Origin of the sequence: Rudanella lutea DSM 19387 (assembly GCF_000383955.1) — a bacterium.
Taxonomy (GTDB): Bacteria; Bacteroidota; Bacteroidia; order Cytophagales; family Spirosomataceae; genus Rudanella; species Rudanella lutea.
Genome location: NZ_KB913013.1, coordinates 5,893,598 through 5,916,698 on the forward strand (window position 1 = coordinate 5,893,598; position 23,101 = coordinate 5,916,698).

Annotated in this window: 26 protein-coding genes and 2 pseudogenes; 11 read left to right on the plus strand and 17 right to left on the minus strand. The window is 49.5% G+C overall.

The window, feature by feature from the left end; translation table 11 throughout:
- Window positions 1-16: 16 nt before the first annotated feature.
- Together RUDLU_RS28125 and RUDLU_RS0124260 are read right to left on the minus strand one after the other, a co-directional pair.
- The gene (locus RUDLU_RS28125) at window positions 17-1,294 is read right to left on the minus strand and encodes a hypothetical protein (RefSeq protein ID WP_019991046.1); all 1,278 of its coding nucleotides are present in this window, start codon (window positions 1,292-1,294) and stop codon (window positions 17-19) included.
- Window positions 1,284-1,958 carry a sigma-70 family RNA polymerase sigma factor gene (locus RUDLU_RS0124260; RefSeq protein ID WP_019991047.1) on the minus strand — a complete coding sequence of 225 codons (675 nt, stop codon included), beginning with the start codon at window positions 1,956-1,958 and terminating at the stop codon, window positions 1,284-1,286. The genes RUDLU_RS28125 and RUDLU_RS0124260 overlap by 11 nt, the downstream gene beginning before the upstream one ends.
- 111 nt (window positions 1,959-2,069) lie before the next feature.
- Here RUDLU_RS0124260 and RUDLU_RS0124265 point away from each other — a divergent pair, with 111 nt between their 5' ends.
- The 5 genes from RUDLU_RS0124265 (at window position 2,070) to RUDLU_RS28140 (ending at window position 5,933) form a co-directional block, all read left to right on the plus strand.
- The gene (locus RUDLU_RS0124265; protein ID WP_019991048.1) at window positions 2,070-2,294 is read left to right on the plus strand and encodes a DUF2188 domain-containing protein; all 225 of its coding nucleotides are present in this window, start codon (window positions 2,070-2,072) and stop codon (window positions 2,292-2,294) included.
- 53 nt (window positions 2,295-2,347) lie between these two features.
- Window positions 2,348-2,506, plus strand: coding sequence for a hypothetical protein (locus RUDLU_RS29800; RefSeq protein WP_157580408.1), 159 nt, complete (start codon window positions 2,348-2,350; stop codon window positions 2,504-2,506).
- 31 nt (window positions 2,507-2,537) lie between these two features.
- Window positions 2,538-3,335 carry an SMODS-associated NUDIX domain-containing protein gene (locus RUDLU_RS28965; RefSeq protein ID WP_052316761.1) on the plus strand — a complete coding sequence of 266 codons (798 nt, stop codon included), beginning with the start codon at window positions 2,538-2,540 and terminating at the stop codon, window positions 3,333-3,335.
- 12 nt (window positions 3,336-3,347) lie between these two features.
- Window positions 3,348-4,985 carry a nucleotidyltransferase domain-containing protein gene (locus RUDLU_RS28970; RefSeq protein ID WP_019991050.1) on the plus strand — a complete coding sequence of 546 codons (1,638 nt, stop codon included), beginning with the start codon at window positions 3,348-3,350 and terminating at the stop codon, window positions 4,983-4,985.
- A gap of 126 nt (window positions 4,986-5,111) precedes the next feature.
- The gene (locus RUDLU_RS28140; protein WP_019991051.1) at window positions 5,112-5,933 is read left to right on the plus strand and encodes an HNH endonuclease; all 822 of its coding nucleotides are present in this window, start codon (window positions 5,112-5,114) and stop codon (window positions 5,931-5,933) included.
- A 77-nt stretch (window positions 5,934-6,010) separates the two neighbouring features.
- On the opposite strand, the gene RUDLU_RS0124285 is transcribed toward RUDLU_RS28140, so the two are convergent.
- From RUDLU_RS0124285 to RUDLU_RS0124340, 12 genes are all read right to left on the minus strand, one after another.
- Window positions 6,011-6,706, minus strand: a complete 696-nt coding sequence (locus RUDLU_RS0124285; RefSeq protein ID WP_019991052.1) for a hypothetical protein — start codon at window positions 6,704-6,706, stop codon at window positions 6,011-6,013.
- 1 nt (window position 6,707) lies between these two features.
- Complete coding sequence (locus RUDLU_RS0124290) at window positions 6,708-7,934, minus strand: hypothetical protein (protein ID WP_019991053.1); 1,227 nt, start codon at window positions 7,932-7,934, stop codon at window positions 6,708-6,710.
- A complete protein-coding gene (gene traM / locus RUDLU_RS0124295) occupies window positions 7,931-9,259 on the minus strand; it encodes a conjugative transposon protein TraM (protein ID WP_019991054.1) in 1,329 nt (442 codons plus the stop codon). The genes RUDLU_RS0124290 and traM overlap by 4 nt, the downstream gene beginning before the upstream one ends.
- Window positions 9,243-10,277 (minus strand): DUF4138 domain-containing protein, encoded by a 1,035-nt coding sequence (locus RUDLU_RS0124300; RefSeq protein ID WP_019991055.1) that lies wholly within the window; start codon window positions 10,275-10,277, stop codon window positions 9,243-9,245. The genes traM and RUDLU_RS0124300 overlap by 17 nt, the downstream gene beginning before the upstream one ends.
- 52 nt (window positions 10,278-10,329) lie before the next feature.
- Window positions 10,330-10,962, minus strand: a complete 633-nt coding sequence (locus tag RUDLU_RS0124305) for a hypothetical protein (RefSeq protein ID WP_019991056.1) — start codon at window positions 10,960-10,962, stop codon at window positions 10,330-10,332.
- Between the two features lie 3 nt (window positions 10,963-10,965).
- Entirely contained in the window at window positions 10,966-12,120 is a 1,155-nt protein-coding gene (locus tag RUDLU_RS0124310; protein ID WP_019991057.1) for a hypothetical protein, read from the minus strand.
- Window positions 12,121-12,133: 13 nt separating this feature from the next.
- Window positions 12,134-14,590 (minus strand): VirB4 family type IV secretion system protein, encoded by a 2,457-nt coding sequence (locus RUDLU_RS0124315; protein ID WP_245581717.1) that lies wholly within the window; start codon window positions 14,588-14,590, stop codon window positions 12,134-12,136.
- A complete protein-coding gene (locus tag RUDLU_RS0124320) occupies window positions 14,547-14,879 on the minus strand; it encodes a hypothetical protein (RefSeq protein ID WP_019991059.1) in 333 nt (110 codons plus the stop codon). Before RUDLU_RS0124320 ends, RUDLU_RS0124315 begins: the two co-directional genes overlap by 44 nt.
- A gap of 2 nt (window positions 14,880-14,881) precedes the next feature.
- The gene (locus RUDLU_RS0124325) at window positions 14,882-15,187 is read right to left on the minus strand and encodes a hypothetical protein (protein ID WP_245581718.1); all 306 of its coding nucleotides are present in this window, start codon (window positions 15,185-15,187) and stop codon (window positions 14,882-14,884) included.
- A 233-nt stretch (window positions 15,188-15,420) separates the two neighbouring features.
- Complete coding sequence (locus tag RUDLU_RS0124330; RefSeq protein ID WP_019991061.1) at window positions 15,421-15,852, minus strand: hypothetical protein; 432 nt, start codon at window positions 15,850-15,852, stop codon at window positions 15,421-15,423.
- Between the two features lie 64 nt (window positions 15,853-15,916).
- Window positions 15,917-16,276 carry a hypothetical protein gene (locus tag RUDLU_RS0124335; RefSeq protein ID WP_019991062.1) on the minus strand — a complete coding sequence of 120 codons (360 nt, stop codon included), beginning with the start codon at window positions 16,274-16,276 and terminating at the stop codon, window positions 15,917-15,919.
- Between the two features lie 4 nt (window positions 16,277-16,280).
- Entirely contained in the window at window positions 16,281-16,940 is a 660-nt protein-coding gene (locus RUDLU_RS0124340) for a ParA family protein (RefSeq protein ID WP_083940637.1), read from the minus strand.
- A gap of 269 nt (window positions 16,941-17,209) precedes the next feature.
- Between RUDLU_RS0124340 and RUDLU_RS0124345 the strand changes: the two genes are divergently transcribed.
- From RUDLU_RS0124345 to RUDLU_RS0124360, 5 genes are all read left to right on the plus strand, one after another.
- A complete protein-coding gene (locus tag RUDLU_RS0124345) occupies window positions 17,210-17,497 on the plus strand; it encodes a hypothetical protein (protein ID WP_019991064.1) in 288 nt (95 codons plus the stop codon).
- An 88-nt stretch (window positions 17,498-17,585) separates the two neighbouring features.
- Window positions 17,586-18,215, plus strand: coding sequence for a hypothetical protein (locus RUDLU_RS28145; RefSeq protein WP_019991065.1), 630 nt, complete (start codon window positions 17,586-17,588; stop codon window positions 18,213-18,215).
- Between the two features lie 269 nt (window positions 18,216-18,484).
- Window positions 18,485-18,853: a DUF3846 domain-containing protein gene (locus RUDLU_RS0124355; protein WP_019991066.1), complete on the plus strand. Its 369-nt coding sequence runs from the start codon at window positions 18,485-18,487 to the stop codon at window positions 18,851-18,853.
- Between the two features lie 131 nt (window positions 18,854-18,984).
- Window positions 18,985-19,176, plus strand: coding sequence for a hypothetical protein (locus RUDLU_RS29805; protein ID WP_152127065.1), 192 nt, complete (start codon window positions 18,985-18,987; stop codon window positions 19,174-19,176).
- Between the two features lie 452 nt (window positions 19,177-19,628).
- Window positions 19,629-20,426 carry a hypothetical protein gene (locus tag RUDLU_RS0124360; protein WP_019991067.1) on the plus strand — a complete coding sequence of 266 codons (798 nt, stop codon included), beginning with the start codon at window positions 19,629-19,631 and terminating at the stop codon, window positions 20,424-20,426.
- A gap of 413 nt (window positions 20,427-20,839) precedes the next feature.
- Here the strand turns inward: RUDLU_RS0124360 and RUDLU_RS29810 are convergent.
- Window positions 20,840-20,983, minus strand: a pseudogene (locus RUDLU_RS29810) (IS5-like element ISCaa9 family transposase); the annotation flags it as partial.
- Window positions 20,984-21,036: 53 nt separating this feature from the next.
- Between RUDLU_RS29810 and RUDLU_RS30645 the strand changes: the two are divergent.
- Window positions 21,037-22,270 (plus strand): annotated as a pseudogene (locus RUDLU_RS30645) (IS256 family transposase).
- Here the strand turns inward: RUDLU_RS30645 and RUDLU_RS28155 are convergent.
- Window positions 22,248-22,541, minus strand: a complete 294-nt coding sequence (locus RUDLU_RS28155) for a hypothetical protein (protein WP_157580420.1) — start codon at window positions 22,539-22,541, stop codon at window positions 22,248-22,250. The pseudogene RUDLU_RS30645 and the gene RUDLU_RS28155 sit on opposite strands and share 23 nt — an antisense overlap.
- A gap of 151 nt (window positions 22,542-22,692) precedes the next feature.
- The gene (locus RUDLU_RS29410) at window positions 22,693-22,854 is read right to left on the minus strand and encodes a transposase (protein WP_019991069.1); all 162 of its coding nucleotides are present in this window, start codon (window positions 22,852-22,854) and stop codon (window positions 22,693-22,695) included.
- Between the last annotated feature and the right edge of the window lie 247 nt (window positions 22,855-23,101).

Below are 23,101 nucleotides of genomic sequence, written 5' to 3' on the forward strand. Positions count from 1 at the left end.
TGGACTTTATATCGATTTAGCTAAGCGCACTTTCTAACATATCTTTTTCCTGCACAGTCAGTGCATTCAAGCGAATGTACTCATTTAGAACGTTTTTTGCGATAATCCGAGGATTTGTATTAGTAGACTGAAGACTTACGGCTGTACTCCACCAATTGCGGCCTTGCTGAACTTTCAACAGGTATGCCAAATAATTAGCCAAAGCCCCTGGATCAACGTCCTCTTGTCTGGCTATTTCGATAACCTTCGCTTTTAGCACCTGTTCGCGACCACCTGCGGCATTTACTACTTTTATGGCTAATTCTCCTCCCCTGCCGTCCAACACGACATCATTCGCGAATTGATTAGCGGCTTTCTCTTCGTCAGAAAGATTCATTTCTGGTGAAAATAGAGCAGATGATTCAACAACTTCACGTGTTGTTTCTTCTAAATAATCGGATGCATGCTTAACCTCATGCAGTAGATCGAAGAGCCATCGAATCGCCGACATTGTGTTCTGCTTAAGCACTATCACATTACGATTATTAAATCGAAAACAGGCTCCGTGGAAATTGACGGAATCAGATAACGGTAGAACCGGTATACCCAGTGACCAAACATACCTTAATGTGTTTTCGAAAGTAAGCGATTCGTACAAGGATATCACTTGTAGCCGAAATTCGCGATAGTCAGTCGGAATCGGCTGCACTGGTAGATAAGCACTTGCTTTAAGAACAATAGCAGCCAACGACTTTGCGTAAAGCGTGTATGCTGCAATATTGGCTAAATCTGTGTTTACAGGTTTCTTATAGCGAGTATTGATAGACTGATACGCAGGTACAGGCAGTGGTTGCGAACTAACTATATCTTCAATGGGGATGGCAAAGATTCGAGTCAACCGGTCCAAAAGTTGTTTTATTGCGGTCTGGTACGACTCGTGCTTTGAATCGAAGTCACTTAATACGTTTCCTGCCCATTGAGGTACTAATCGCTGCTTGACAAATTTTTCGGTGAAGCCAGCTTGTTTAAGTTTGGTTAATAAAGTCTGCCACTTAATAGTCAGATCGTGTTCAGGTTGAGGTGCAAAATCCCAACTTCTAATGCTATTGATTCGACCTTGAGCAAGGATAGTGGCAGCGTTCGGCAGATCGTCAGGAACGGGTGTGTTGGATGTCAAAGCTCGCTGACGAAGTGCTTCAATGCCTTCTTCAGTCTCAGGGAAAATGAATCCGTGCTGCTGGAGCGACCGATGGAACATTTGCTCGAAAGCATCGGAATCCGACTCGTGAGAATCATTGAGCGGGTTATTGTTCATCGTGCTTATGAGATAAAGTTTGCTTTGTTTGGTCAAAATGCTTGTCAAGGTACGCCTTTATAGTTCGTTTGCTTCGCCGAATGATCTGACGTATATTATCATTGTTTGTATTATACCGAGCGGCTAACTCATTTAAGACCTTATCCGGTAAGTTAAGAGCTTGGCTTCCCTTACCCGGTTCGTAGTACTGCCAGTAGGTACGAATGATATGTTGATCTCGTTCACTAAGCTGTTCGATGGCCGTGCGGGTTAATTCTTCACTAAAAGTTGTTGACGACTCAATACCGTTATCGAAGGTCTCGGGTAGTTCATCCTCAAACAGCGAATCGGGAGGATAGTAACCATTAATTAATAACAGTTTATATTCCCGTCTGGCAATTGTCAGAATCCAATTCTGGACTTTCTGAATCTTTACCTCTGCTGAAGCGTTCACGTCCATTTGAAACGAGCCACTGTACATAAATACGTTCAAGAACGTGTTATTGAGAACAGTCCACTTAAGCTCGTCATCATACCCATTACCATAGCAAACGCTGGTTAATGCACGCCATAGAAAGTCTTTATGGCGATTGTAAAAGATTGCGAACGCCTGCTGTCGGCTACGTTCATCATGTTGGTGGGATATGAGTCTAAGTAGCTCAAGGTCCGATACGCTGTTAGTCATATAGACGATTCGTTATTCACATTTGAGCGGGGGGTGTTTTACATATAGAAGTACGAACCGTGACACCTCTCTTGTCACGGTTCGTACTTCTATATGTAAACGCTTCTAAAAATGGCAAAAACTAACGTACACATCGTACCCCGTGGTGATCAGTGGGCGGTTCAACGGGCAAACGGGCAACGGGCTACACGCCTGGTCGACACCCAACAGGATGCTATTGATGTCGGTCGCGACATTGCGCGTCATCAGCAGGTCGAGTTGATAATTCATGGCCGGGACGGTCAGATTAATCGACGCGACTCCTATGGACACGACCCTTACCCTCCCAAAGGCTAACCGTACAGCCACCTGCGGTTAAGAAGGTGGCATACTAAATTTAAGTCAATAAAATGAACAATTCTGTTGCTAATGCTTCTGTTGATGGCGTCCATTTAAGAATGCTGAACGCGGTAACATTTGATGCTCGTGGACAAAACGGGCAGTTACTAACCTTAGCTGTTGTGATCTGCCTATTGATTGTATCAATCGCCATGGCACGCAGCTTTTAATTTATGGCCGGGGTAGCACTACTGCTACCCCATGCTCCACTTTTTTTCTCATTTAATAATGCCAATATCTGAGTTTATTTTTTCAACTGGCTCCAGTATAGCGGTAAATATTCTGTCGAACCGTTTAGACGCTTTTCTCTCCGACCGACTTCCGACTAGGCAACGGTGGGCCTTATGGCGAGCTTCATTACTGGCAAGTCCTAATCAATACTTTCGGGTTTCTATCGCTTATCTGTACCGCATCTATTTAGATGGTGAATATTTACTAATTAAAGGGCATCGAATCGATCAGTATCAACCAGTGGGAGGTGTGCGAAAGGTGTATTCTTCAGCGAAAATTCTGTCTGAATTGGGTATACTCGACGACGATTGTCTGAAGATAGATGACGTGAGCCGACAGGATTTACGCGTTCGCGTACCAGCTCGTAAGCTATTAAAATTCTTAAACTGGTACGAAAGCCGCGAAGACCGTGAGGTTGACCAGCAGCGTGAGTTTGTCGAAGAACTAATCAAACCTGGCTTTTTACCCGCCAATCTTTTTACCCCAGTAACAACTCAGTACCGGTACACGGTCCCAACCTTCCACTTCTCGCCCCATTTTCAGTGCCAAGAATTGCTTTATCATGAAGTGTTTGACGTGAAGCTAAGTCCCCAGCAAGAACAGGCAATGAAACACTTAAGGGACACGCCTTCCGATCAATACGTTTGGGTTGATGAAGGGAGTATCTTAATGCTGGGGCATGACAAACGTTTGAAGCGGAAGCCATTCCAAATAGGTGAACACGCTCGTCTGCTGATTAGTAAAGATCACAAACTATTTAACCAATAATTAACCACTGTAATGACACCTACAATCCCAGTTGTTACACCGTCAGGCTCTGACTTCCAGATTAGCGATCTGGATGACCTTTTAAACCGTTTGGGTGAAAGTCTGCAATTAGATGCGACTCGCCGACGATTAGCGGAAGAACGCTACAAAACCGTCGCGGACTGGATTGAGCGTGACGAGGCATTTTTCAAGACCGCTCTTTTGAACGTGTATGCGCAAGGCTCTTTCCGAATCAGAACCACATCCAAGCCGTATAAACGAAATGAATTCGACTTGGATTTTGTGGTCCATCTCGATTTTCTGACCGGGAAGAATTACGATCCCATGGAAGTCCTGAACCAGTTGGAAAGGCGGTTGCGCGAAAATGATACGTACAAAGGCATGATTGAGCGGAAGAACCGATGCATTCGGATTACTTACGCCAATGATTTCCATATGGATATCATGGTAGGCTGTCAGGAGACTTACTATGAGCCTAACCGAATTATCGTGCCTGATCGTAAAACGAAGAATTGGACGGCAAGCAACCCAATTGGTTACGGTGATTGGTTTACAGGAAGAGCACAGTTAGCTCCTAAGCGCCAAGAAATACTTCAAAAAGCCTACAATGCACGAAATTTAGAGATTCGGGCCAGTGAGAATCTACCAGCAACGCTTCCGTATGAATTAAAGCCGCCCCTTGAACGGGCTGTCCAGATTTTCAAACGTGGTCGGGATGTGTACTTTTACGGTCAGGAAGACTTAGCAACGTCAAGTATCATCTTGACAACATTAGCTGCTGAAGCTTATAATGGTGAGTTATCCGTATTTGAGACTATTGACCGGATTATTACTCACATTGAGCAAAAGTCTCGGAATCTCTGGGGAGGTATTGAGCCTTTCGTAATTCCCAATCCGGCTAACCCTAAAGAGAACTTTAGCGAAAAGTGGTTTGAAGACCGTAAGCTTTTCGTCGCATTTTTGAAGTTCATAGCCGATCTACGAAGGACTTGGGAAGCCCTTAAAGTGGGTGCTAATCCAACCCTTCGAGAATCTCTATTGGAGAGTGCTTTCGGCGAAAATCGGATTAAGCGGCTGGTAGCTGAACAACGCAATTACCGAGATAGCTTTGAGAAAGCTAAGCGACTCACCCCGATTGCACAAGCAGCCGGATTAGGTACGCTTAATACTACGGCAACTGTGAAGCCGACTTTTGAACCAGCTCCTGTGCAAAACCAGCCCGCTCGGCGGTTCGGGGGTAAAGCATTTCCACTACATTCTACCCAGTTTTCTGCTGGAACAAATTATCTACAACAACGCTGGATTGATGAAACATACCCCGGCGTATTTACTTGTACTGTTCGAAACGGTGTTCTTACATGCACGGGGAAGATTAAGCCAACCGACGATTGCGACGAATACCGCATTTGCATTGAGTACGTACCGGGTGCACCTCCACAAGTCTTCATCAATAGCCACCGCATAAACCCAGGTAAGCGTATTCACATGTACAGCAACGGTGCTTTGTGCTTACACTACCCACCGGACATCAACTGGAAGCATCATACATCAGTAGCCGCCTACACGATTCCGTGGATCGCTGAATGGATAGTATGTTACGAATTATGGAAGCTGACGGGTAAATGGGAAGGGGCAGAATTCACGCACTAAACTGAATGCGTAATTGTAATAACTCTGTTAATCAATTCTCGGGAAGGTACCTTCCCGAGAATTGATTAACAGACAGTAGTCATTGAATAGACAGCATGTCTTTTACTCTAACCATAAATGTGAATTATGAGATGTATCTTTTGTAAGCAAGAATCCTCCGGCTCTAAAAGCGTTGAGCATATTGTTCCTGAATCGCTTGGAAATAAGTCGTACGTTTTACCTGCGGGCATCGTGTGTGATAAATGCAATCAATATTTCGCTTTAAAAATTGAAAAAATTCTTCTTGAGCAGGAGTTCTTTAAAAACTTTAGACATCGAAATAAGATAGAGTCTAAGCGCGGAAGAATACCTAAGGGCAAGGTGATAGTACCGGAAACGTTATACGAAGCTGATGTTCTACTTACAAAACAACAACCTGCAATAGTTTTGCTAAACTCAGAGTCATTTGAGTTAGTGTCTACTGGAAAGGTTGATCACTTAATTATTCCATATGTACCAAAACCTGAAAAAAATAATCAGCACATTGCTCGATTCTTAGGTAAGGTGACATTGGAATCGTTTGCACAACGTCTATTGGTTAATGAAGAGTGGTTAGAACAGTGGATCAACGATAATCAATTTGATTTGCTAAGAAATTACGTCAGATATAATCTCGGCGTAACTAAATGGAACTATAATGTTCGTCAAATTTATGCTGAGGATGAAAAGTTCTTTTACCCGGATGGGAGCTACGTGGACATGGTATTCGAATCTGATTTTTTATACACGCGTCATGGTGAGCTGTATTTTACATTGGCTTTAAAAGGTTATGAATTTACAATTAATGTTGGAGGGCCTAATTTGGATGGTTATGTAGATTGGCTTAAGGAGAACGACAATGATTCTCCATTGTATAGAAGCAAAAATTTCGCTAAACACGTACCTCAACCAATAAGAATGAAGACATGACTTGTAAGTAGGCTATTGTTATGTGCGTATTCGACATACCTAACAATAGCCTACTTACACAGTAAAACAGAGTCGCCTCACCGACTATACGTCAACCCCAACCGCCACTGATCTTTCTCATACACCAGCGGCTGATACCGTCTTTCTTCGCGAACCGTCGCACCGCTCTCATTGTCGAAGCGGACGTTAAGCTCAACGATGACCGAGTCGGGCGTGATCTCGCGCAGGCTCACCGATTCGGCTGCGGTGACGGTGCCGCCCCGGGTGGCTGTTTGCATCGAGAGGGGTAGCAGCCCCGGTAACTGACGTACCTGCTGCCGGAAGGCCCGCGATAGATACGGTTGCAGGTTCGCGCTGTTGTTGCGGGCGTACTGATTGGCCACGTAGTAGGCTTCTTCGGCCATGCGTTTGGCCTTCCAGTTTTTACCCTGATAAAACGTTTTGAACAGCACAATCACGGCCAGTACCGCCAGCAAGCCGCCGATGATCTGCAATGGATATTTTCCGATAAGTGTTGTTGCTTTTTCCGATAACTGCTGCGCTGGTGTTAGTGTATCGTTATGTCGGTCCGTCTTGCCCTGATCGGGCGAGGGACGTTGGTCGGCATTGACTGGCCGGGCTGCTTTTGGGCGTTCGGCCTTCGCGGTATCCGCTTCCGAAGGGCGTTTGCTGGCCTGTCCGTTGCTTTTCACTTTGTGGACCGACGCGCTTCCGTTTGGGCTTTGGGGCGGAAGCTGCCCGTTCAACGATCCGCCATTCTGGTTGTCTTTCATGTTACAGTGAGAGGTCTAAATACCGGTACGATTCCTGCATGTACGACCGCGCCCGCTTCATCTCCAATACTTGTTGCAGGGGCGTCTTCTCCAACGCTTCTTCCATCAGCTTATCGCCCTTCTGCCGGTACTCTACCGATTGCGAAGCCATGTCCATAGCCGCTTTTTGTAAAGAAGCCCGTTCGCCCGTAGTCAGGTGCAGGCCACGCGGGGCGTTTGCATCGGCGAAATAACCCATGTCGGGTGTTGGCGATGCGCCCAGGTTTACAGTAGCAAAAGGGCCTTCGAGTCCCGACAGAAAGCTTTGTGCTTCGCTGTTGATTTCGTTGACCATCTGTTGAAACTGTCCCTTTAGCTCTTCGGAAAGTTGGTTAAGCAAGTTGGCAGGGCTACCCATCGACAATAGGTCGAGGCCCATGCCCAAATTGGTCGGATCGCTTAACAGTTGATCAATGCTCGTACCCGACATGCGTTGTAGCACATTACGCTGCATACGTCGGGCGAGATCGAGGGCTACGCCATTGCGCTCATCGTTTAGGGCGTTGTTCAGCGTCACCGACTGTGCGTAGAGTTCGTCAGACAGTTTGTAGTACAGCAGCGATTGCACGATTTTCTTTTTCTGGGCTGCCGTTTGAAACTGCAACAGGTGTTGCGCTTCTTCGCCCCGTGCCGCGCCGAGATCGGTCAGGTTGGCGGGTTGACGCACATCCAGCCCCGACCGACCAAAGAACATATCGTAAATCTGCCCCCCATTGTCTGCCGCCAGCGGGTAATTACGGGCCGCGCCATCGGCAATCTGCCGTTCCAACTGTCGCAGGAACTGAGCGGGTACGTGGCCACTCAGGTATTGGTTTACTTCCTGCTGAATCTGATTGAACACAACCAGATCGTTGAACCGAATCGTACCATCAGCCGAGCGAATGGCTCTTAGTTCGCCGGTCGAGCGCATCAGTTCTTCGATGCTCCGGGCAATTTCCAGTTGCGCCTGGGTGTAGAGTTCCGTCGCCTGACCACTCTCTTCAATTCGGGCCAGCTTCGCCAACTCCTTTTTATTCTTGTCGAGGATTTTTTTCAACTCGATCAGCCGTGCTTTGCCGTATTTGTCTCCGCTTTTAAGTCCCAGCAAGGACAACGCAGCATCGACCAGCAGAGCTTCTACCTGACTACTACCGGGAGTTGGCACAATGACTAAACCGGCCAACAGGCATAAAATGAGTGTCTTTTTCATTTATGAGGTACGAAAAATACTTTGAAACCATCCTGTAAATTCAGCTTCTGCCGCACCTCCCGACGTCGGCCTGTTGTGGCGGCATTGGCCAGCCCAGCCCCCAGCGAGGCTATCGCGTTACCGGCAATGGCCGACCGGGTCGCCTGATTAATGCCGTACCCCGCCGACCATGCGGCCTGGGTTGCGGCCTGACTGATCGCGCTGCCCGACGCCTGATCGACCTGTTGTTTAGCGGGTTTGTCGGATTGCAGGGCCAGCCCTTCGTTCATGTCCATGTCGAGGGTTCGCAGACGCACCGGTACGGCTTCGCCCGTTGGGAGCCGGAGGGTTGTGATGTTGAATACAGCCCGGTTTCCGCCCACCTGTGCAAAGCCGACCAGAATCGATCCTTTCGGCGCGAATCGGTCTTTGATCTTGGCGTCGGCCAGGGTACGGAACATGACCCGCGTTCCGTTCATGATGGTCTGATCGCCACTCACCACGCCCGGTATTGGCTCATTCTCCTCGACCGGACTGCGTTCAGTCTCCAGCGAAGCCAGTGATGGAGGAGGTAACGTCCGAGCATCGGCATATGCGTTGCTGTTCTGCCCTTCGGCCTTTACGGTGTTGAAGCCAGCCCGGAGCAGCACGTCGTCACGGTTAGGGTTGGCATGATATGGGTCGCCGTAGGTTGAGCTGCGGCCACTGTATGTTGAGCCGGAACCATACGATTCGGATTGATACCGCCGTGGTTGCGAAGCCGAGCCACCCGCCAACGCCGGGGAACGGTACGTCGTGCGTTGCGAACTCAGTTGCCTTGACCGGGCTATTTCGTTCTGAACGCCCGGATTCAGGCGGGACGTACCCAGCCGGGCCGAGTCCTTTGCTGCATTGAGCCGGTTGGCTTCCTGCCGCTTGAGGGTCAGACCGTAGATGCTGTTGACGTTGCCGTAATCCATCGTCCGCATCTGTTCCTCATCGGCGTAGTCGGTTGGCTGCTGCTTGCGGTTGCTTTCCCGTTCGGCTACGTCGATGGGTTCGGCGGGGACAGGAGCACGGAAAGCATTGTTTGCAAAACTCATTTTCCAAAGAAACCAGCCGATACCAAGCATGGCCAGCAGGCCGAGACTCAGCACGATCAGAGTACGTTTTCGTTTGGCTGACGCTTCAGTATTGCCCGGCTGGGATCGGTTATCCTCTTCGGCCAGCTCGTCGTCCTCGTCTTCTTCGTCCTGAAACTCCTCTTCGGTCAACTCGTCGGATGGTGAATCGTCTGTGGAGGGTGTCGCTCCGGGTTTACCGAAGACATTGTCGTCGAGGTGGGCATCTTTATCGTTTCGGTTCATGGCGCAGGAAGGAAATCAGTGATTGGGTTTCAAAAAAGCGACCTTTCAGCAGGGGTTTTCGGGGCCGGGCGTAGAGCACTTCGCGCATCGGCAGCGTCATGGTTACGTTGCGGGTGCCGGTCTTCTCGCGTAGGTTGATGACGAAGCTGCTGCGGCTTTGTGGAGCAAACTGAGGCAGGGCAAACCGAAGACTGACAGTCTGACCCGCTTCTATCCGTTCTGGTGCCGTTTCGGCAAGTGGTTCCATTGGGTACGTTTCCCCGTCCAGATAAGCCCCTTTGCGCTTTTTGGCCTGGTGCTGATACCAGAAACTAACCTGATCGAGCAGAAACGGCATAGCCGTTTTGTTGCCGACCGTCAGTTGCAGGTACGTATTGGTTGTGTCGTGTACGAGGTGGGTCAGGCGCACCGAAATCCCGCTGTTTCGCTCAGTAGCGTGGTGCGTGGCCGGGCCACTCAGCAACGAATCCATACGAATCTGTAGCAGCGATTTAGCCGCCCGAACTACGTCCTTCGTCGTCGTTGGTCGTTCTTCCTCTATACTCCGTACACCGGCCAGCGGATTGAGCGAAGCCAGCAGCGGACCAGCATAAGCCGCCGTCGTTGTAGAGGCAACGGGAGCTGAAAGAACCCCGCGCCCGGCAGCAACCGCCGTTTCAGTGTTTGGCAGACGGTCGGCCGGTTTACCGACCGGGTTGAGGAGTTTGCTCACCTCGACAAAGGCCGGTGGAGTTTTACCCGAAACAGCTAAGTAGCCGAGGTACGTCGCGTTGTCGGTACGGACGAAAATAGGCGTCTTGCGGGCCGTTGTTAGTCGGGGGCGCACAAAAACGATGTTGCCCGATTCGATCTTGATCAGATACTCCGGGCTGATGTCCACCAGCGACACTTTACCTGGGAAAATCAGGTACGTGGTCGTGAGCCGATTGACCCGGATTGTATCGGGCAGATACGTCTGTGCATGACCGAGCCGAGATAGACCGAGGGCCAGCAGAAGTGGGATAAAGAGCTTTTTCATGGAAATCCGCCAGTGCGGTTGATTTGTTGTTTTTGGAAATAGAGCCGATGACTTATCGGGTTGCCACAGGCCGGGAGCCATCAGGCAAGGCACGTCGGTACTCGATGAAGCTGAACCCGTCGATCAGCAGCCCGTAGGGATTAATGTCCGAGCGGATTTGGCGGGAGAGCGTAAAACGGGCAGCTACCGGCTGTACGGCAATCTGGTTGTCATACACCACCTCCTGCGCTCCCCACACGACACCCTGATACGGCTCGACACTCATATCGACTGTTACCGAGTCGCAGGTCCAGTTTGTGTGCGAGTTGTAGCGGTGATAGTTTTCCAGTACCTTACCCCGCTTGAAGGTCTCGTAGATGGCTCGGCCGTCGTTGTGGTCGATCAGCTTCATGCCGTGGTTGACCCGTTCGCGGAACGTACTGGCATCGTGCTGAAACATCAGATCCATAAACGAGCGAACCAGGTTCCGGGCTTCATACTGTGTAGGTTGTACGCGCCCGGCCGCAAGGGCCGAGGTTGTACCGTTGTCAGTGGCCACATACACCCGTTCGGCGTTCTGGCTGCTTTCGCTCACGTAGGCGTACAGCCAGGCGATATTGCTCAGGGCCAAAGCTATCACCAGACTCAGGCAGATGGTTTTGAGCGATTTGATTAACGTACTGACGTTATTGGCTTGTTGAATCATGGTTTATACGATGTCGTAGTCGTCGTAGCGGTCGTCGTCGGCCCGGCGTTGCCCTTCGGCCAGTGAGAGCGCGTCGTAATTTGGTTGTGGCTCCGGTTGACGGCCCATGCGTGCTTCGTAGCTTTCTTCGCGTTCGGCCCGCGACGTACTCGTGCTGTTATCTTTCGTGGCTTTACTCGTCGTGTCGGTCGTGGTGTTACTGCCCGACCGGGAACGGCTGCTACCGCCCGAACTGCTGCGGCTCATCGACTGCGTGGTACGGGCTGCTTCGCCCGGTAAGTTGGCCCCTTTGTTAGCCGCCCAGCTTGCCAGACCTCCCGCCGAGGTGATGCCCCCGATAAAGGCGTTGGTCAGGAAGGGAGTAGCCAGGTACGCGCCCATGACGCAGTAATGCACGACAACGAGGTTGAAAATGGCTCCGAAACGCTCTTCCAGCGTGGCGTTGTTCATCATGTTGTCGATGTGGGTATCGACCAGATTGTCCACGTAGAAATTCACCATATTGTCGAGAACACCGATGGTCATGGCCCAGAATTTGGCGTGTAGCAGATTTCGGAACCAATAGGCCATTGCGCCCTGAAAACCCGGAATCATCGAGATCAGAATGGCAATCGGGCCGGTAATGCCCAGAAACACGACGACAAGCACCTGCATCTTGGCCACGAAGGCCCGCACCAGCAGCGTCAGCCCCTCGGCTACCAGCCTGACCAGTTTCAGGATAATCATCTCAACCGCGTTGTTCATCATGCCCAGCACGATTTCGAGGTCTTTCTTCATCTGGTCAGTGTCCCAACTCAGGTCGAAGTCTTTCCAGAGGTTGGCATTAGCGGTCGTGAAGGCACCATCCACTTTGGCGGTCATCGCCTTTAGCGACGCTAGTACTTCCTGCGGGTCTTTCGGGGAAAATAACCCCGCTACGTAGTCGATCATACCCCCGGCAATCCAGAGCAGATCGCTGTAGAGTGTTAGAACAATAGTCAGAATAATGGCCCGCACGACGGGCGTGTAGTCGGTCGTTAAATCTGACGAGACAAGGAATGTTCGACCCACTGCCCAGATGAAATTTATCACCATAAGCGCAGCAGCCAGCCCCAGTACCTTCGTGCGGATCAGATCGCCATTGTTGGCCATCAAAAAGCCAAACGAGGTTTCATTCATACAATACGGTTGGTTAAATCAGACCCTCTGCTTTGTCTTCATTGAATTGCCGCACCGCAAAGGCGATGTTGCCGCCATAGGACTTTGTCAGATCGCGCAGGTGTTCCCGCTCGGCGGGCTTCGACGTGAGCAGTGGATAAATGTTCGGAGCCGCTTCGAGCCGGAAGATTTTACCGTATTCGCCCTGCCGGATAAAGATTTCGCGCCAGCTTTTTGCCACCCGAATCGAGCGCATTTTGTCCAGCTCGTGTTTGGTGAAACCCAGCACGGCGGCCACACGGTCAAGCTGCTTCGTGTCCTGATGGTTCAGGATGATTTTGGTATCGGCATTGGCCACGATCACTGGCCCAACTGCCGAATCTTCAATCTCTTTTACCCCCTGTGTGATGATGCACATCGAGCCGTTATTCTTCCGAATCGTCCGGTACATCATCTCGACAAAATCACCCATCCCCTCCGACAGCATCGACCAGGCTTCATCCATGTAGAGGTATTTCACATCTTTCGGATAACGCCGGATCACGTCGAGCGAGAGTTCGGTAATCAGCATCGTGACGACCGCTTTCAGTAGCTCGTTGTCCTTAATACGCGCCATGTCGAAGCAGACAAGCGGAAACGCGCTGATGTCTTCGTTATCCGTCGCGTCCAGTACGTCGCGGTAGTGGCCCACCACGAAGGGTTCCAGACAGGTAAAGAACTCGGCGAAATCGAACGCCTTGTTCCAGCGGGTCAGTTCTTCCGTGCCTTCGTTGTCTTTCAGGTACTGGTACAGAAAGTCGTATAATCCAACCAGACTCGGCACCGGTGTCGGTGGGTTGTCGGCATCACGATCAATCTGAGCGTTATACCATTGGTAGTACATCGGAATCAGGCGTACCAGTACCGACCGTTCCGCCTGACGCACGGGGCGTTTGTAGCCCTTCCAGATGATCGCCAATAAGGTCGAGAGAAAGTTGATCTTGTCGCCATCGGGTACGTAGTGGCCGACACCGTCGCGCTGAATGCCAAACGGATTGAACTTGATGGGTTGCTGCGGATCGTACTGATAGTAACGGCCACTCAGCGCGGTCATCAGCGACAGGTACGTTCCGCCCACGTCGATGATGATTTGCCGACGTCCCGTCTCGTACCGTTGTAGCATGAAATAGCCCATCGTGAACGACTTACCCGACCCGGTTGGCCCCACCACGACGCTGTTCTGGTTGTTCAGGTCGGTGTTGAACAGGTTCACCAACACCGGATTACCGTAGCGGTCGGCCAGCAGTTCACCCTGATTGGCCGTGCGGTAGTTCGTCGCACAGTTGAGGTAACAGGCCGCATTATCCCCCGACATCAACAGCCAGCGGTAGTTCTGGTAGCCATTGCCCGGAGCCAGCGCGAAGAACAGGTTTGTCGTGTCCATTGTCTCGACGAACACGTCGGCCCCGCCCATCGTCCGAAAAGCGGCAATACCTCGCTGAATCAGTCCTTCTCGCGCTTTGTCGTCTACATGCCAGACCAGCAGGGATAGGTTTACGCTCATCAGGCTCTTATTATCGGTTCGCAGCCCGTCGATGTAATCTTCGAGTTCAAGCATTTTGATCTTGTTCTCGTGGGTCATCAGGAAGTCTAAGTTGCGGTTGACTTTCTGTTCGAACTCCAGCTCGCCGATCACCTTTTCGGTATCTTCGATCAGGAAACTCGTTACCAGTACGTGCGGCACCTGAAGGTCTAACGCCAGGGTGCTTACAAACGGCCCCTCAACTCCGGTGCGGCCGGGCCCGGTGTTATAAATCACCGAGGGTTGCCCAATCATGGTGAGGATGTTTGCCTTTTTCTCACCAATGCCCACGAACGATACGTCAGGCTGAACCTGCCGGTTCAGGGCTGAGGGAGTACGTCCGAAATCGAGGTTGAAGTACTGGAAGTAAAGCCCTTCCAGTTCGTCGGCCGTCAGCCGTGTGAGCGTCAGTCTTCCCAGCGAAATACTTTGCGTGAACTCGTCTGCTGCCCGTTCGGCCCGCTCGACCAGCCGCTCGATGTCGGCGAACGGATCTTTCAGATTGGGCAAGCCCAGCTTAGCCCAAAGTGTATTGGCCGCGTTGGTACGGGGCTGCTTTTCTGGGCCAAACGACAGAAACAGATAAGCCGCATGGTGCAGTACGGGACGCTCCTGCATGTGCCGATGCTGTTGTTGGGTGAACGGCGCGTCAGTACGTTCCTTAACTCCCTTTGGTGTGCGGTGCCGTTCGGTGTAATATGTATCGAATCGTTGAATGACCGTACCCACTGGCAAGGTGCGCGTGGACCGGTAAAAAGCGGCCCCCAGCGCGTCAAACTCACTCCCTGTAATACTTTCCGTCTCGACGCCCTCGAACCGGTAACCCACCGCCACCCGGCCATCTTTCAGAATCGCCACGGGTCGTCCATCGGTTGTTTGCTCGATGCTAAAGACGGGGAATACTGCGTCGTAGTTTACCGACTTTGCCACGTAGATTGGGTTTAACGTAAATGACTTGTTTTGGCTGGAAGAAAACCCACGACAACAGCGAGATCAGAAATGACGGATGCTTATACCGTTCGCCCCAGCGGAGCAGTAGCCAGGAGCCGACGAGCGTGGCCAGAATGACCACGTACACGGGGCGGGGAATTGGGAGTATTGTCCGGGCCAGCGACACCACGGTCACCAGGCCGATGAGCAGACAGACATACAATCCCAATTCCTGCATCCGCATCCCCAGAATCCGCGTGGGCTTTTCCAGAGATTTTTGAACCTTCATACTTAGCGCGTCATGGTGTAACCGCCCGTCGAACCGCCCGAAGCTGACTGTACATCGTTGACGATCAGGTTGAACCCAAACCAGATGACAGCCGCCAGCACCAGAAAGATCAGGTTGCGAGGCCCCGCCCCTGAGTTGGTCAGGAACGCCGATACAGTCTTAACGACCCCAAACACCATCAGAATGCTGAAAATGACGTTACCGATGGTAACAATCGTGTTGTAATACCCGGTTAGGGTTTGCGATACCTGACCGGCCGCACCCGGTTGAGCAAACAACTCGAACGAGCTTAGGCACAGTAAGGCCATAGTGGTAAAGATTACCGACTTTTTCATAAGTCATGTACCCGCAATAGCAGGCTTTCTTAGGTTATATAATTGGTTGATTGTTGCGCGGTAAATGCCCAGAGAAAGGGCAATAGTTTCCCTGACGTACAGGTATATACGTCTCATGGACTCTTCTAAAATGAAGCTTTAAACCAGACTTGGTCGGAAGGTCGTTCAGTTAAAGCAATTGAGCGAAGTGAGAAGTACGATCTTTTTCATAGTTGACTATTACGGTTGTATATCTCTTTGAACTGATCGGCAGCGTCTTGTAGCGAGGAAAACCGTGACTTCTTCTTTGGTTTGGTATCCACCTGCTGACTCAGTGACAGGGCTGCGCCCAGGTCTTCGCCAAAACCATCTTCAGCCGGTTCGTATTGCCTGGTATCCGAGGAAGACAAAGCTGCTGTCTCTGTTTTTGGCTTTCGGGCGGTAGTTGCATCCGATGCGTTGGCCAACTTCTGCTTCCGTAGGGAAACCTGGCGTTTTTGTTCAGCTAATAATCCTGAACGATTTACACGGAGCGGCACCTTTGCCTCTTTTCTGGTTAGTCGCTTATTACTACTATGTCGATAAAATAACAATAGTAAAAAGGCCAAAAAAAAGATTGCACCCAGCAATGCTACCTCTGAAGTCGTGTTCAGTGTCATTCTGAGTGCAAATCTAAAAACTGAAACTGAAAAAAGTAACAACTATAGAGACGTTTTTCGGCTTTTATTTTTTCATCATTTCCATCATTGCCTTTATGCGAGGATCGTTAGCGATAGCTTCACTGGCTAACTCTCTGATTTCGATATTGTAAAAGTTGGAAGCCATCTTCAGGTACGGATGAATTGACCGACGAACAGCAAGCTGCACAAAATCGTCGTGTTGTGTCCGTTTGCCTTTCGGTTCCGGCTCACTCACCGGATTTACAGGTGGTGTAACAATTGCTTCAACCTGAACGGCAGGAGCAGCAGGAGCCGCTAGCTCCTGATCGGGCAGTTGAGCGGGCGCGTGAAGGGCCTCCTGCACAGCTTTTTTAGCATCTGCGTCCTGTAGCAACGTAGAGAAAGGGCGTTTATTTTTTGCCATAACGTTAAGCGATCTGGTATCGCTGTTTAAACTCCTGATAGAATGAATTATAAACCTCAGCAATGCTTGCGTAGTCGGATGGGCAGTCGATGGTGCCAACCCGCATAAAGTCGGCCCGGTTGGGTAGTCCGTTGTCAAAAATGGTGATGTCGAGCATTTCGGCGTACCGGTGAATGTCGTTGTTTTCGCGCAGGTTCGGTTGCCGAAAATTCTGAACGCCGTAGATGTTGAAGTCGAAGCCCTTTTGCTTCCGAATGTCGCCCATCTTCTTGGCGGCATTAATAAACTCAAATGCCGACAGTACGTCGGAGTCGCCCAGGCGAATAGGCACCAGAATGCTGTCACAGAAGGTCAGTGCCATCACGGCTTCATCAGGTCCGGTCATCCGGGGTAAATCAAGAAAAATTACGTCGAAGTCTTCGTAGCGTTCATCGAGTACAGTCGTTACGTCGTCGGTAGCCATCACCTCGCAGGCTTGTTCAGGTGTGCCCAGACGCTCAACTTCCCGACTCCTTAGTTTAGCGATGGTACGTTGCCCATCGGCATCCAGTACCAGCACCCGTTTCCCTTCCCGGCGGAGGCTGTTAGCCAACCAGACCGTTATCGCTGATTTTCCACTCCCTCCTTTTTGGGAGCAGACAGATATAATGCGTAAATCTTCCATGTAGATGCTTGTTTCTGGCGGCAAATAACATAAATATTTCAGTATTGTAGCATAGCGAGTTGAGTAAAATATCAGCACAATCAAACAGCACCCACGTGCTGTTTGATTGTGAGAGTAGCAATGCCCTGTTAATCAATGAAAAAGGTGAATTGAAGGGAAGAAAAAGGTAGGCTTACGCAAGAAAGCATCATTTGTGATATTGTAATATTTTACAATATTGGTATTTTGTCGTATATTTATAGTGTTAAACAACAGCAACCATATTCTGTATGACTATCTATCTGAAGCATCACACAGCTAATTTCTTTTACGCGCTTGACCTAACTACACAGCAGGTAGAAATGTGCTGCACCGTTGCCGGACGTGAACGGGTGGAACGCTACGAAGGCAGTAGCGGGGCCTTGCAAACGGGTAACTCGCTGATTACAGAGCAGGAGTACAAAGACATCAAACAATTCGCTTTGCGTCGGTTGGGTTTAGCGAAGACAGAGTCAGAGCCAACCCGCGAATGGACACCGGTTCTCAACCGTGAAGCCGTGTTATTCTCCATCATTTAACGAGCCTGGCCCCGACCGTCAGGCCGGGGCCACTCATACCCCACTGTTATTACAAGCATTTTCTATGACTTCCAACATTCTCAAACTAATGGAAACAGCCCGCGTACTTGACCCGACCACATTGGAACCCGTAACCGGCCTGAAAAGCTGGCAAACAATCGACCAGACCCACGGCGACGTTATCAGTCGATACAAGTATCTGGAGGGCCATCCCCGCAACTACCGTTTTGACGCTAAGGAAGGCGTATTCTCGATTAATGGTGAGAAGAAGTTAGGTCGTAGCTTGACGTTTCAACCGATTGCCTGGCGCATCTTTATTGATAGTATTCTGGGTCAACCCGCGAAGCAATGGGCCGAACTGTTTTTTATTGACGACCAGAGATGTGTTTCCAGTATACTGTTTCACGGGTACAGTGTCGATAACATTTTTCGTCAAATCGAGCCACTATACTACGACGACCGCACGTTGGCCGATGTTGTACTGACTGCTACCGCCGAACGGAAAGAGAACACGAAGATTCAGCCCAAAGGGGTGTATTACATCGCGCAGTTTCGCTATGAGTTGGCCGATGCTGATCTGACCAAACAACGACAGGAGTTTGCTGCTGATAATCGCATCTTCCGACAAGAGACCCTCGCAGACACTGCCCGGTTCAAGACCTCACACCGCTACGGCTTTGCCGCTTCTGAGCCGCAGCCAATGTCCCAACTTCATTGACTCACTTGCAGACCGGGGCAACCCGCTCCGGTCTGCTTTTTCCTTCAACGATGTACGCTTTTACCAAAACTGACGATAGGCTACCGTATTGCACTGCTTTCAGTCCACGTGAGATAGCCCGAATGTACTGCTTTGACGCGTGGGACGATAAAGGCAATCGCATTGTCATCATAACAGACGACCCGGGCCGCCGGTGCGGTTGATTTCAAATCATTTGACTACCAGCAGTAAACAACAAGAACAGTAAACAACCGCAGTGGCGGACCACTATGAAAAAGACGATTAAAGCCATTAGCATTGACCCAAAGAAACGAACGATTGATGAAATCGAAATAGAAGCCAGTTTGTCAGCGTATTACAGGCACATTGATTGCCGCACCATCGACTTTGTGTGCCGGATGCCGAATGGCGACGCGCTGATCGTTGACGACGAGGCTTTGTTGTCGGAGCCGCAACCGCCCGCGTTCAAGTTTGCTTACTTCAGCTACCCGATTCATGGCATCGCGCTCGTAGTGGGAAACAATAACCGAGGGCGTACCGTCGAGCCAAAACTGACCCTGAAAAACGTCCAAAATCTGGTCAAGTTTTTAGGCGACATTCATACCGAACCAATTATAAACGTACTGTCGTGGGATTGATTTGAAAGTAGCCGGGCGTTGTACCTTCGCCCGGCTATTGCTTTTTCTTTCCCTTCCATTTAAATCAATACCTCTTTATAATAGACAAGTACCGCCGATTTCCGCGCATCGCCAATAGCGATCTTACCGAATTGAAAAACACATCTTGGGCTTACCCCATCGTCTATCCAGCCCAGGAGTTCGGCACCCGCTTTCACGATTTCCTGCTACTTGATACAGAAACCATACCCAACGGCAAGAGAGCCACTGCTATCCGGCGTATGCTCGACGTTCTATGTAACGACCCCTTGTTTAGCCGGTTGTTGCGCTTACGCCAGTCGTAGCAGGTGCAATTCTGGGCGGATGAACGAATGGGCTTACCCTGCCAAGCCCGAATCGACCTGCCCGTACCCGATAAGCGTATCATTGTCGATGTAAAACGACGTCACCGGCCGCCCGGCTCAGCCCGGACACAAGCCGAATTTATAACCAACTGCTATCGGTGCGAATATGACCGGTAGGGAGCGTACTATCTTGATGGCTATTGCCGGGCCAGAGGGCAAGCCAATTTGTTCCTACTCATTGATATACAAAAGCAAAAACTCCACAACAGGTACGTTGTGGAGGTACTAGCCGACAATATATTCATGGACGGAGGCCGGCAAAAACATAGCCGACTACTACGCTCGTGGGAGGAGGTTAATTATAGGCTGAGATCTTGGGAAATTTAAATTGCGAGAATTTGTTATAGCTTCTGGTATATAGGCTTTTAAATGAAGCTCAAAACGGTAATCCTATGAGTAAAGTATTTAGGAAGATTAAAGTCGATCCTTTGACGAGTCTCAATTCGTTGAACTTGAAAATTTCGGAAGTTAAACATATCGATCTAAATGATCTACCTCCTGACGAAGCAGAACGGCGTGTTACTGAAGCGTTTAAATTTATAAAAAAGTTCGGTGAGGCTATCGTGGCCGTTAAGACAGGAGATGAGAAGAATGAAGCTGTTATAACGAGCGTACTTAACTCATCACAGAACAAGGGGCAGATTATTTTACTTCAAGAACCTAATCCCGTTCACCTTTATTTGCAAATTGCCAATGAACATTTAGAGGCTGCGCAACCATTAAGAAATATGATTCGCAGCCGGAACAGAGTAGATAACTATTTTGGATTGTTGACCAACTACTTTGAAGAAGTATCTCAGGGTATAATTTTCTTGGTTATGACGCTGGAAGGCTTTTTTGATCAGGGTATTCAAATGGTACCTGAGGGGTATTTTTTGGATGAAGCAGGCAGTCCACTAACAAAGAATCAACTTGAATGGATTGATTTCAACTCGAAGATTCGATACGTCATGCCTGTTATTAGTGGGTTTGACTATTACACCCAGTTTAACGAAAAGTATAATAAGATTGTTAGAATCAATGATTTGAGAAACGACCTCACACACTTAAAAGTGTCTCAAAAAAAGAATATGACTCGTTATGAGGACTTGAATAAGCGGCTGATAGATTTTAATCCACTAGAAGCGTCAGAACTTGTTTTTCACTACATAATGACTTTGTATCCAGGCTATTTTACGGAAGATGTATAGTAGAGTGCATATTGATAAAATGCCGCGCTCTGAGGTGGTCCGGTTTAGCGACACACTGAACTTGCAAGTTTTGTATAATACTCGTGCTCAAACTGTCCCTTATATCCTGTTCGAATAAGCAGGATCAAAATGTATAATAGAATATGAATACTTATTCGTCAAGGGAAATAGTACACGATCTTAAAAGCATTTGTAGTGTCGTTTGTTGCACACTTCATTTATTAAGCGCCAATCCTACCCGAGAAGATAGAGAACAGCTACTTGACATATTGCAGCGTAACATCAAAAATCTATCTATAACTCTTCATCACATTGAGTTTTTGCCTGTCGAAGACATATGTTTTATATTTTCCCAAACGGAAACTGAAATTTCAGAATTAATTCAAATGTTAGAGGCTGTCTAAAAATGGGATTTAAAGTCGTTTAAGCATAATTCGGATCATCGCTATTTGAATTATGGCTTCTGAGAATTTGACCGACCGCTCGTAATCCACACTCAACAGCCGATGTTGACTCAGCCAGGTAAACGTACGCTCGAGACTGCTTTTTAAACTGTGTCAAGATTGGGTTTGAATAGAAGGGAAGAAAACAATTTCCTAATTTCCTACTCATGACTGACTCCTTCGACTACGAAGCCTTCAAAAAAGCGGCCATCAAGGGCCTTTATGATGGCAAGCCCCTTACCGGCCAGGACGGCCTGTTCGCTCCCTTACTCAAGCACTTTTTAGAATCAGCTTTGGACGGGGAAATGGAGAACCACTTAGCCGAGTCACGCCCCCAAGCCAACCGACGCAACGGCAAAACCACCAAGACAGTTAAGAGTAGCGCAGGGCTACTGGAGCTGACCACGCCCCGTGATCGAGCGGGCAGCTATCAACCGCAACTCGTCCCCAAGCGCCAAGTGGTACTCACTGATCAGTTGGAAGCTAAAATTCTTTCGCTCTATGGGCGCGGCTGTAGCTACGCCGACATCAGTCAGCATCTCCAGGAGATGTATGGTTACTCACTCTCTGATAGTGAGCTAACCAGCATTACCGATAAGGTTTTGCCCGCCATGCGGGACTGGCAAAACCGGCCCCTGGCGAGTTTGTATGTATTGATGTGGCCGCTTCGGCGGTCCGATGGATGGCATCTATTACAAGGTTCGTCAGGACGGTAAAGTGGTCACGCGTGTGTTGTACAGCGTGATCGGGCTGACGCTATCAGGTCGTAAACAGGTACTGGGCATTTATACAGCCGAGAGCGAATCGGCCCGCTTCTGGCTAACAGTGCTGACGGACTTAAAACAACGAGGGGTAGAAGACATTCTGATTAGTTGTGTGGATGGGCTCAAAGGCTTTGATACGGCTATCAACACGGTTTTCCCCCGCACAACGGTCCAGTTATGCATTGTGCATCAGTTACGTAATTCGTTCCGCTTTATTCCTGATAAGCATCTGAAAGAGTTTGTCAAGGCCATCAAAACCGTTTATCAGGCTCCTACTGCCGAGCAGGGCTGGGAGAATCTACAATGGATGCAAGAGCAGTGGGGCAGTAGGTACCCGCAAGCACTGGCAGGCTGGGTGAGCAACTGGTCGTTGCTATCCTCGTTTTACGATTACCCCGCCAGCCTTCGCAAGGTGGTCTATACCACCAACACGGTGGAAGCTTACCATCGCCAGCTCCGCAAGGTGACCAAGACGAAGGGAGCTTTTGCTTCTGACGTAGCTTTGCAAAAGCTGGTGTATCTGGTGATTCAGAATTTGGAAACAAAGTGGGAAACAAAAACCTACAACTGGAAGGAGGTCATCAACGACCTGACAAGTATCTTTGAAGAACGCATCAAACCGCATCGCTTCGACTAAAGCCCGCCTGACACAGTTTAAAAATCACTCCCGTACGCTCCACAATCCACCGCTTGGGTAACACCACAAACGTTTTCAACCCAAACGGCTTTCGCACAATCTGTAACACCCACCCATACGTCTTCTTGACCACCGCTTCAAACTCCCCACCATAACCTCCATCTGCAAAGATGACCGCCAGCCAGGGAAACATAGCTTTGCGGCTCCACAGCTGTGTCAAAACAAAACCCGCTCCCTGCCGTTCGTCAATGTTGGCTCGGTAGTCCACCACCGCAGTAGTAGCCCTAGTGTATCCACCAGAATGTGGCGTTTACGACCTTTGACTGGCCGCATCAAAAACCCGTTGGCCGACCACACTAGTTGGTTTTCACACTTTGGCTATCGAGGTTAGCCACTGAGGGACTCAGCTTGCGCTTGGCCTTCTAGCGGGTTTTCGCCTGCAGGGTATCGTTCAGCTCCCGCCAGATGCCCGCTTTGCGGAATTTGGCGTAGTAATAGTAGACGCTTTTCCAGGGCGGCAGATCAGTGGGCATCAACCACCAGGGGTTCCCCCCTTTGACCACATAGAAAATGGCATTGAGCACTTAGTGCAGTTTATGTTTTCGTTGATGGATAAGCAGTTCTTAGATAAATTGCCACAATGCCGACTGCCCGGTGGGAGTCAGTGAGGGAAGTAGGATACATTGGTCGTGTGTTGTATCGACTAACTTGCTAGCTCCTTATTTCATTCAAAATACCATTTTTAGACAGTCTCTAAAATAGTGAATTATTATCTCCACAGTTTAGCGATTACCAGATAAATAGTTCAAAGTGTTTCCGCAAACGAGTTTA

Bases quoted from the DNA above. Each gene is read 5' to 3' on its own strand.
- RUDLU_RS28125 (WP_019991046.1), bottom strand. From the start codon at position 1,294: ATGAACAATAACCCGCTCAATGATTCTCACGAGTCGGATTCCGATGCT.
- RUDLU_RS0124260 (WP_019991047.1), bottom strand. From the start codon at position 1,958: ATGACTAACAGCGTATCGGACCTTGAGCTACTTAGACTCATATCCCAC.
- RUDLU_RS0124265 (WP_019991048.1), top strand. From the start codon at position 2,070: ATGGCAAAAACTAACGTACACATCGTACCCCGTGGTGATCAGTGGGCG.
- RUDLU_RS29800 (WP_157580408.1), top strand. From the start codon at position 2,348: ATGAACAATTCTGTTGCTAATGCTTCTGTTGATGGCGTCCATTTAAGA.
- RUDLU_RS28965 (WP_052316761.1), top strand. From the start codon at position 2,538: ATGCTCCACTTTTTTTCTCATTTAATAATGCCAATATCTGAGTTTATT.
- RUDLU_RS28970 (WP_019991050.1), top strand. From the start codon at position 3,348: ATGACACCTACAATCCCAGTTGTTACACCGTCAGGCTCTGACTTCCAG.
- RUDLU_RS28140 (WP_019991051.1), top strand. From the start codon at position 5,112: ATGAGATGTATCTTTTGTAAGCAAGAATCCTCCGGCTCTAAAAGCGTT.
- RUDLU_RS0124285 (WP_019991052.1), bottom strand. From the start codon at position 6,706: ATGAAAGACAACCAGAATGGCGGATCGTTGAACGGGCAGCTTCCGCCC.
- RUDLU_RS0124290 (WP_019991053.1), bottom strand. From the start codon at position 7,934: ATGAAAAAGACACTCATTTTATGCCTGTTGGCCGGTTTAGTCATTGTG.
- traM (WP_019991054.1), bottom strand. From the start codon at position 9,259: ATGAACCGAAACGATAAAGATGCCCACCTCGACGACAATGTCTTCGGT.
- RUDLU_RS0124300 (WP_019991055.1), bottom strand. From the start codon at position 10,277: ATGAAAAAGCTCTTTATCCCACTTCTGCTGGCCCTCGGTCTATCTCGG.
- RUDLU_RS0124305 (WP_019991056.1), bottom strand. From the start codon at position 10,962: ATGATTCAACAAGCCAATAACGTCAGTACGTTAATCAAATCGCTCAAA.
- RUDLU_RS0124310 (WP_019991057.1), bottom strand. From the start codon at position 12,120: ATGAATGAAACCTCGTTTGGCTTTTTGATGGCCAACAATGGCGATCTG.
- RUDLU_RS0124320 (WP_019991059.1), bottom strand. From the start codon at position 14,879: ATGAAGGTTCAAAAATCTCTGGAAAAGCCCACGCGGATTCTGGGGATG.
- RUDLU_RS0124325 (WP_245581718.1), bottom strand. From the start codon at position 15,187: ATGGCCTTACTGTGCCTAAGCTCGTTCGAGTTGTTTGCTCAACCGGGT.
- RUDLU_RS0124330 (WP_019991061.1), bottom strand. From the start codon at position 15,852: ATGACACTGAACACGACTTCAGAGGTAGCATTGCTGGGTGCAATCTTT.
- RUDLU_RS0124335 (WP_019991062.1), bottom strand. From the start codon at position 16,276: ATGGCAAAAAATAAACGCCCTTTCTCTACGTTGCTACAGGACGCAGAT.
- RUDLU_RS0124340 (WP_083940637.1), bottom strand. From the start codon at position 16,940: ATGGAAGATTTACGCATTATATCTGTCTGCTCCCAAAAAGGAGGGAGT.
- RUDLU_RS0124345 (WP_019991064.1), top strand. From the start codon at position 17,210: ATGACTATCTATCTGAAGCATCACACAGCTAATTTCTTTTACGCGCTT.
- RUDLU_RS28145 (WP_019991065.1), top strand. From the start codon at position 17,586: ATGGAAACAGCCCGCGTACTTGACCCGACCACATTGGAACCCGTAACC.
- RUDLU_RS0124355 (WP_019991066.1), top strand. From the start codon at position 18,485: ATGAAAAAGACGATTAAAGCCATTAGCATTGACCCAAAGAAACGAACG.
- RUDLU_RS0124360 (WP_019991067.1), top strand. From the start codon at position 19,629: ATGAGTAAAGTATTTAGGAAGATTAAAGTCGATCCTTTGACGAGTCTC.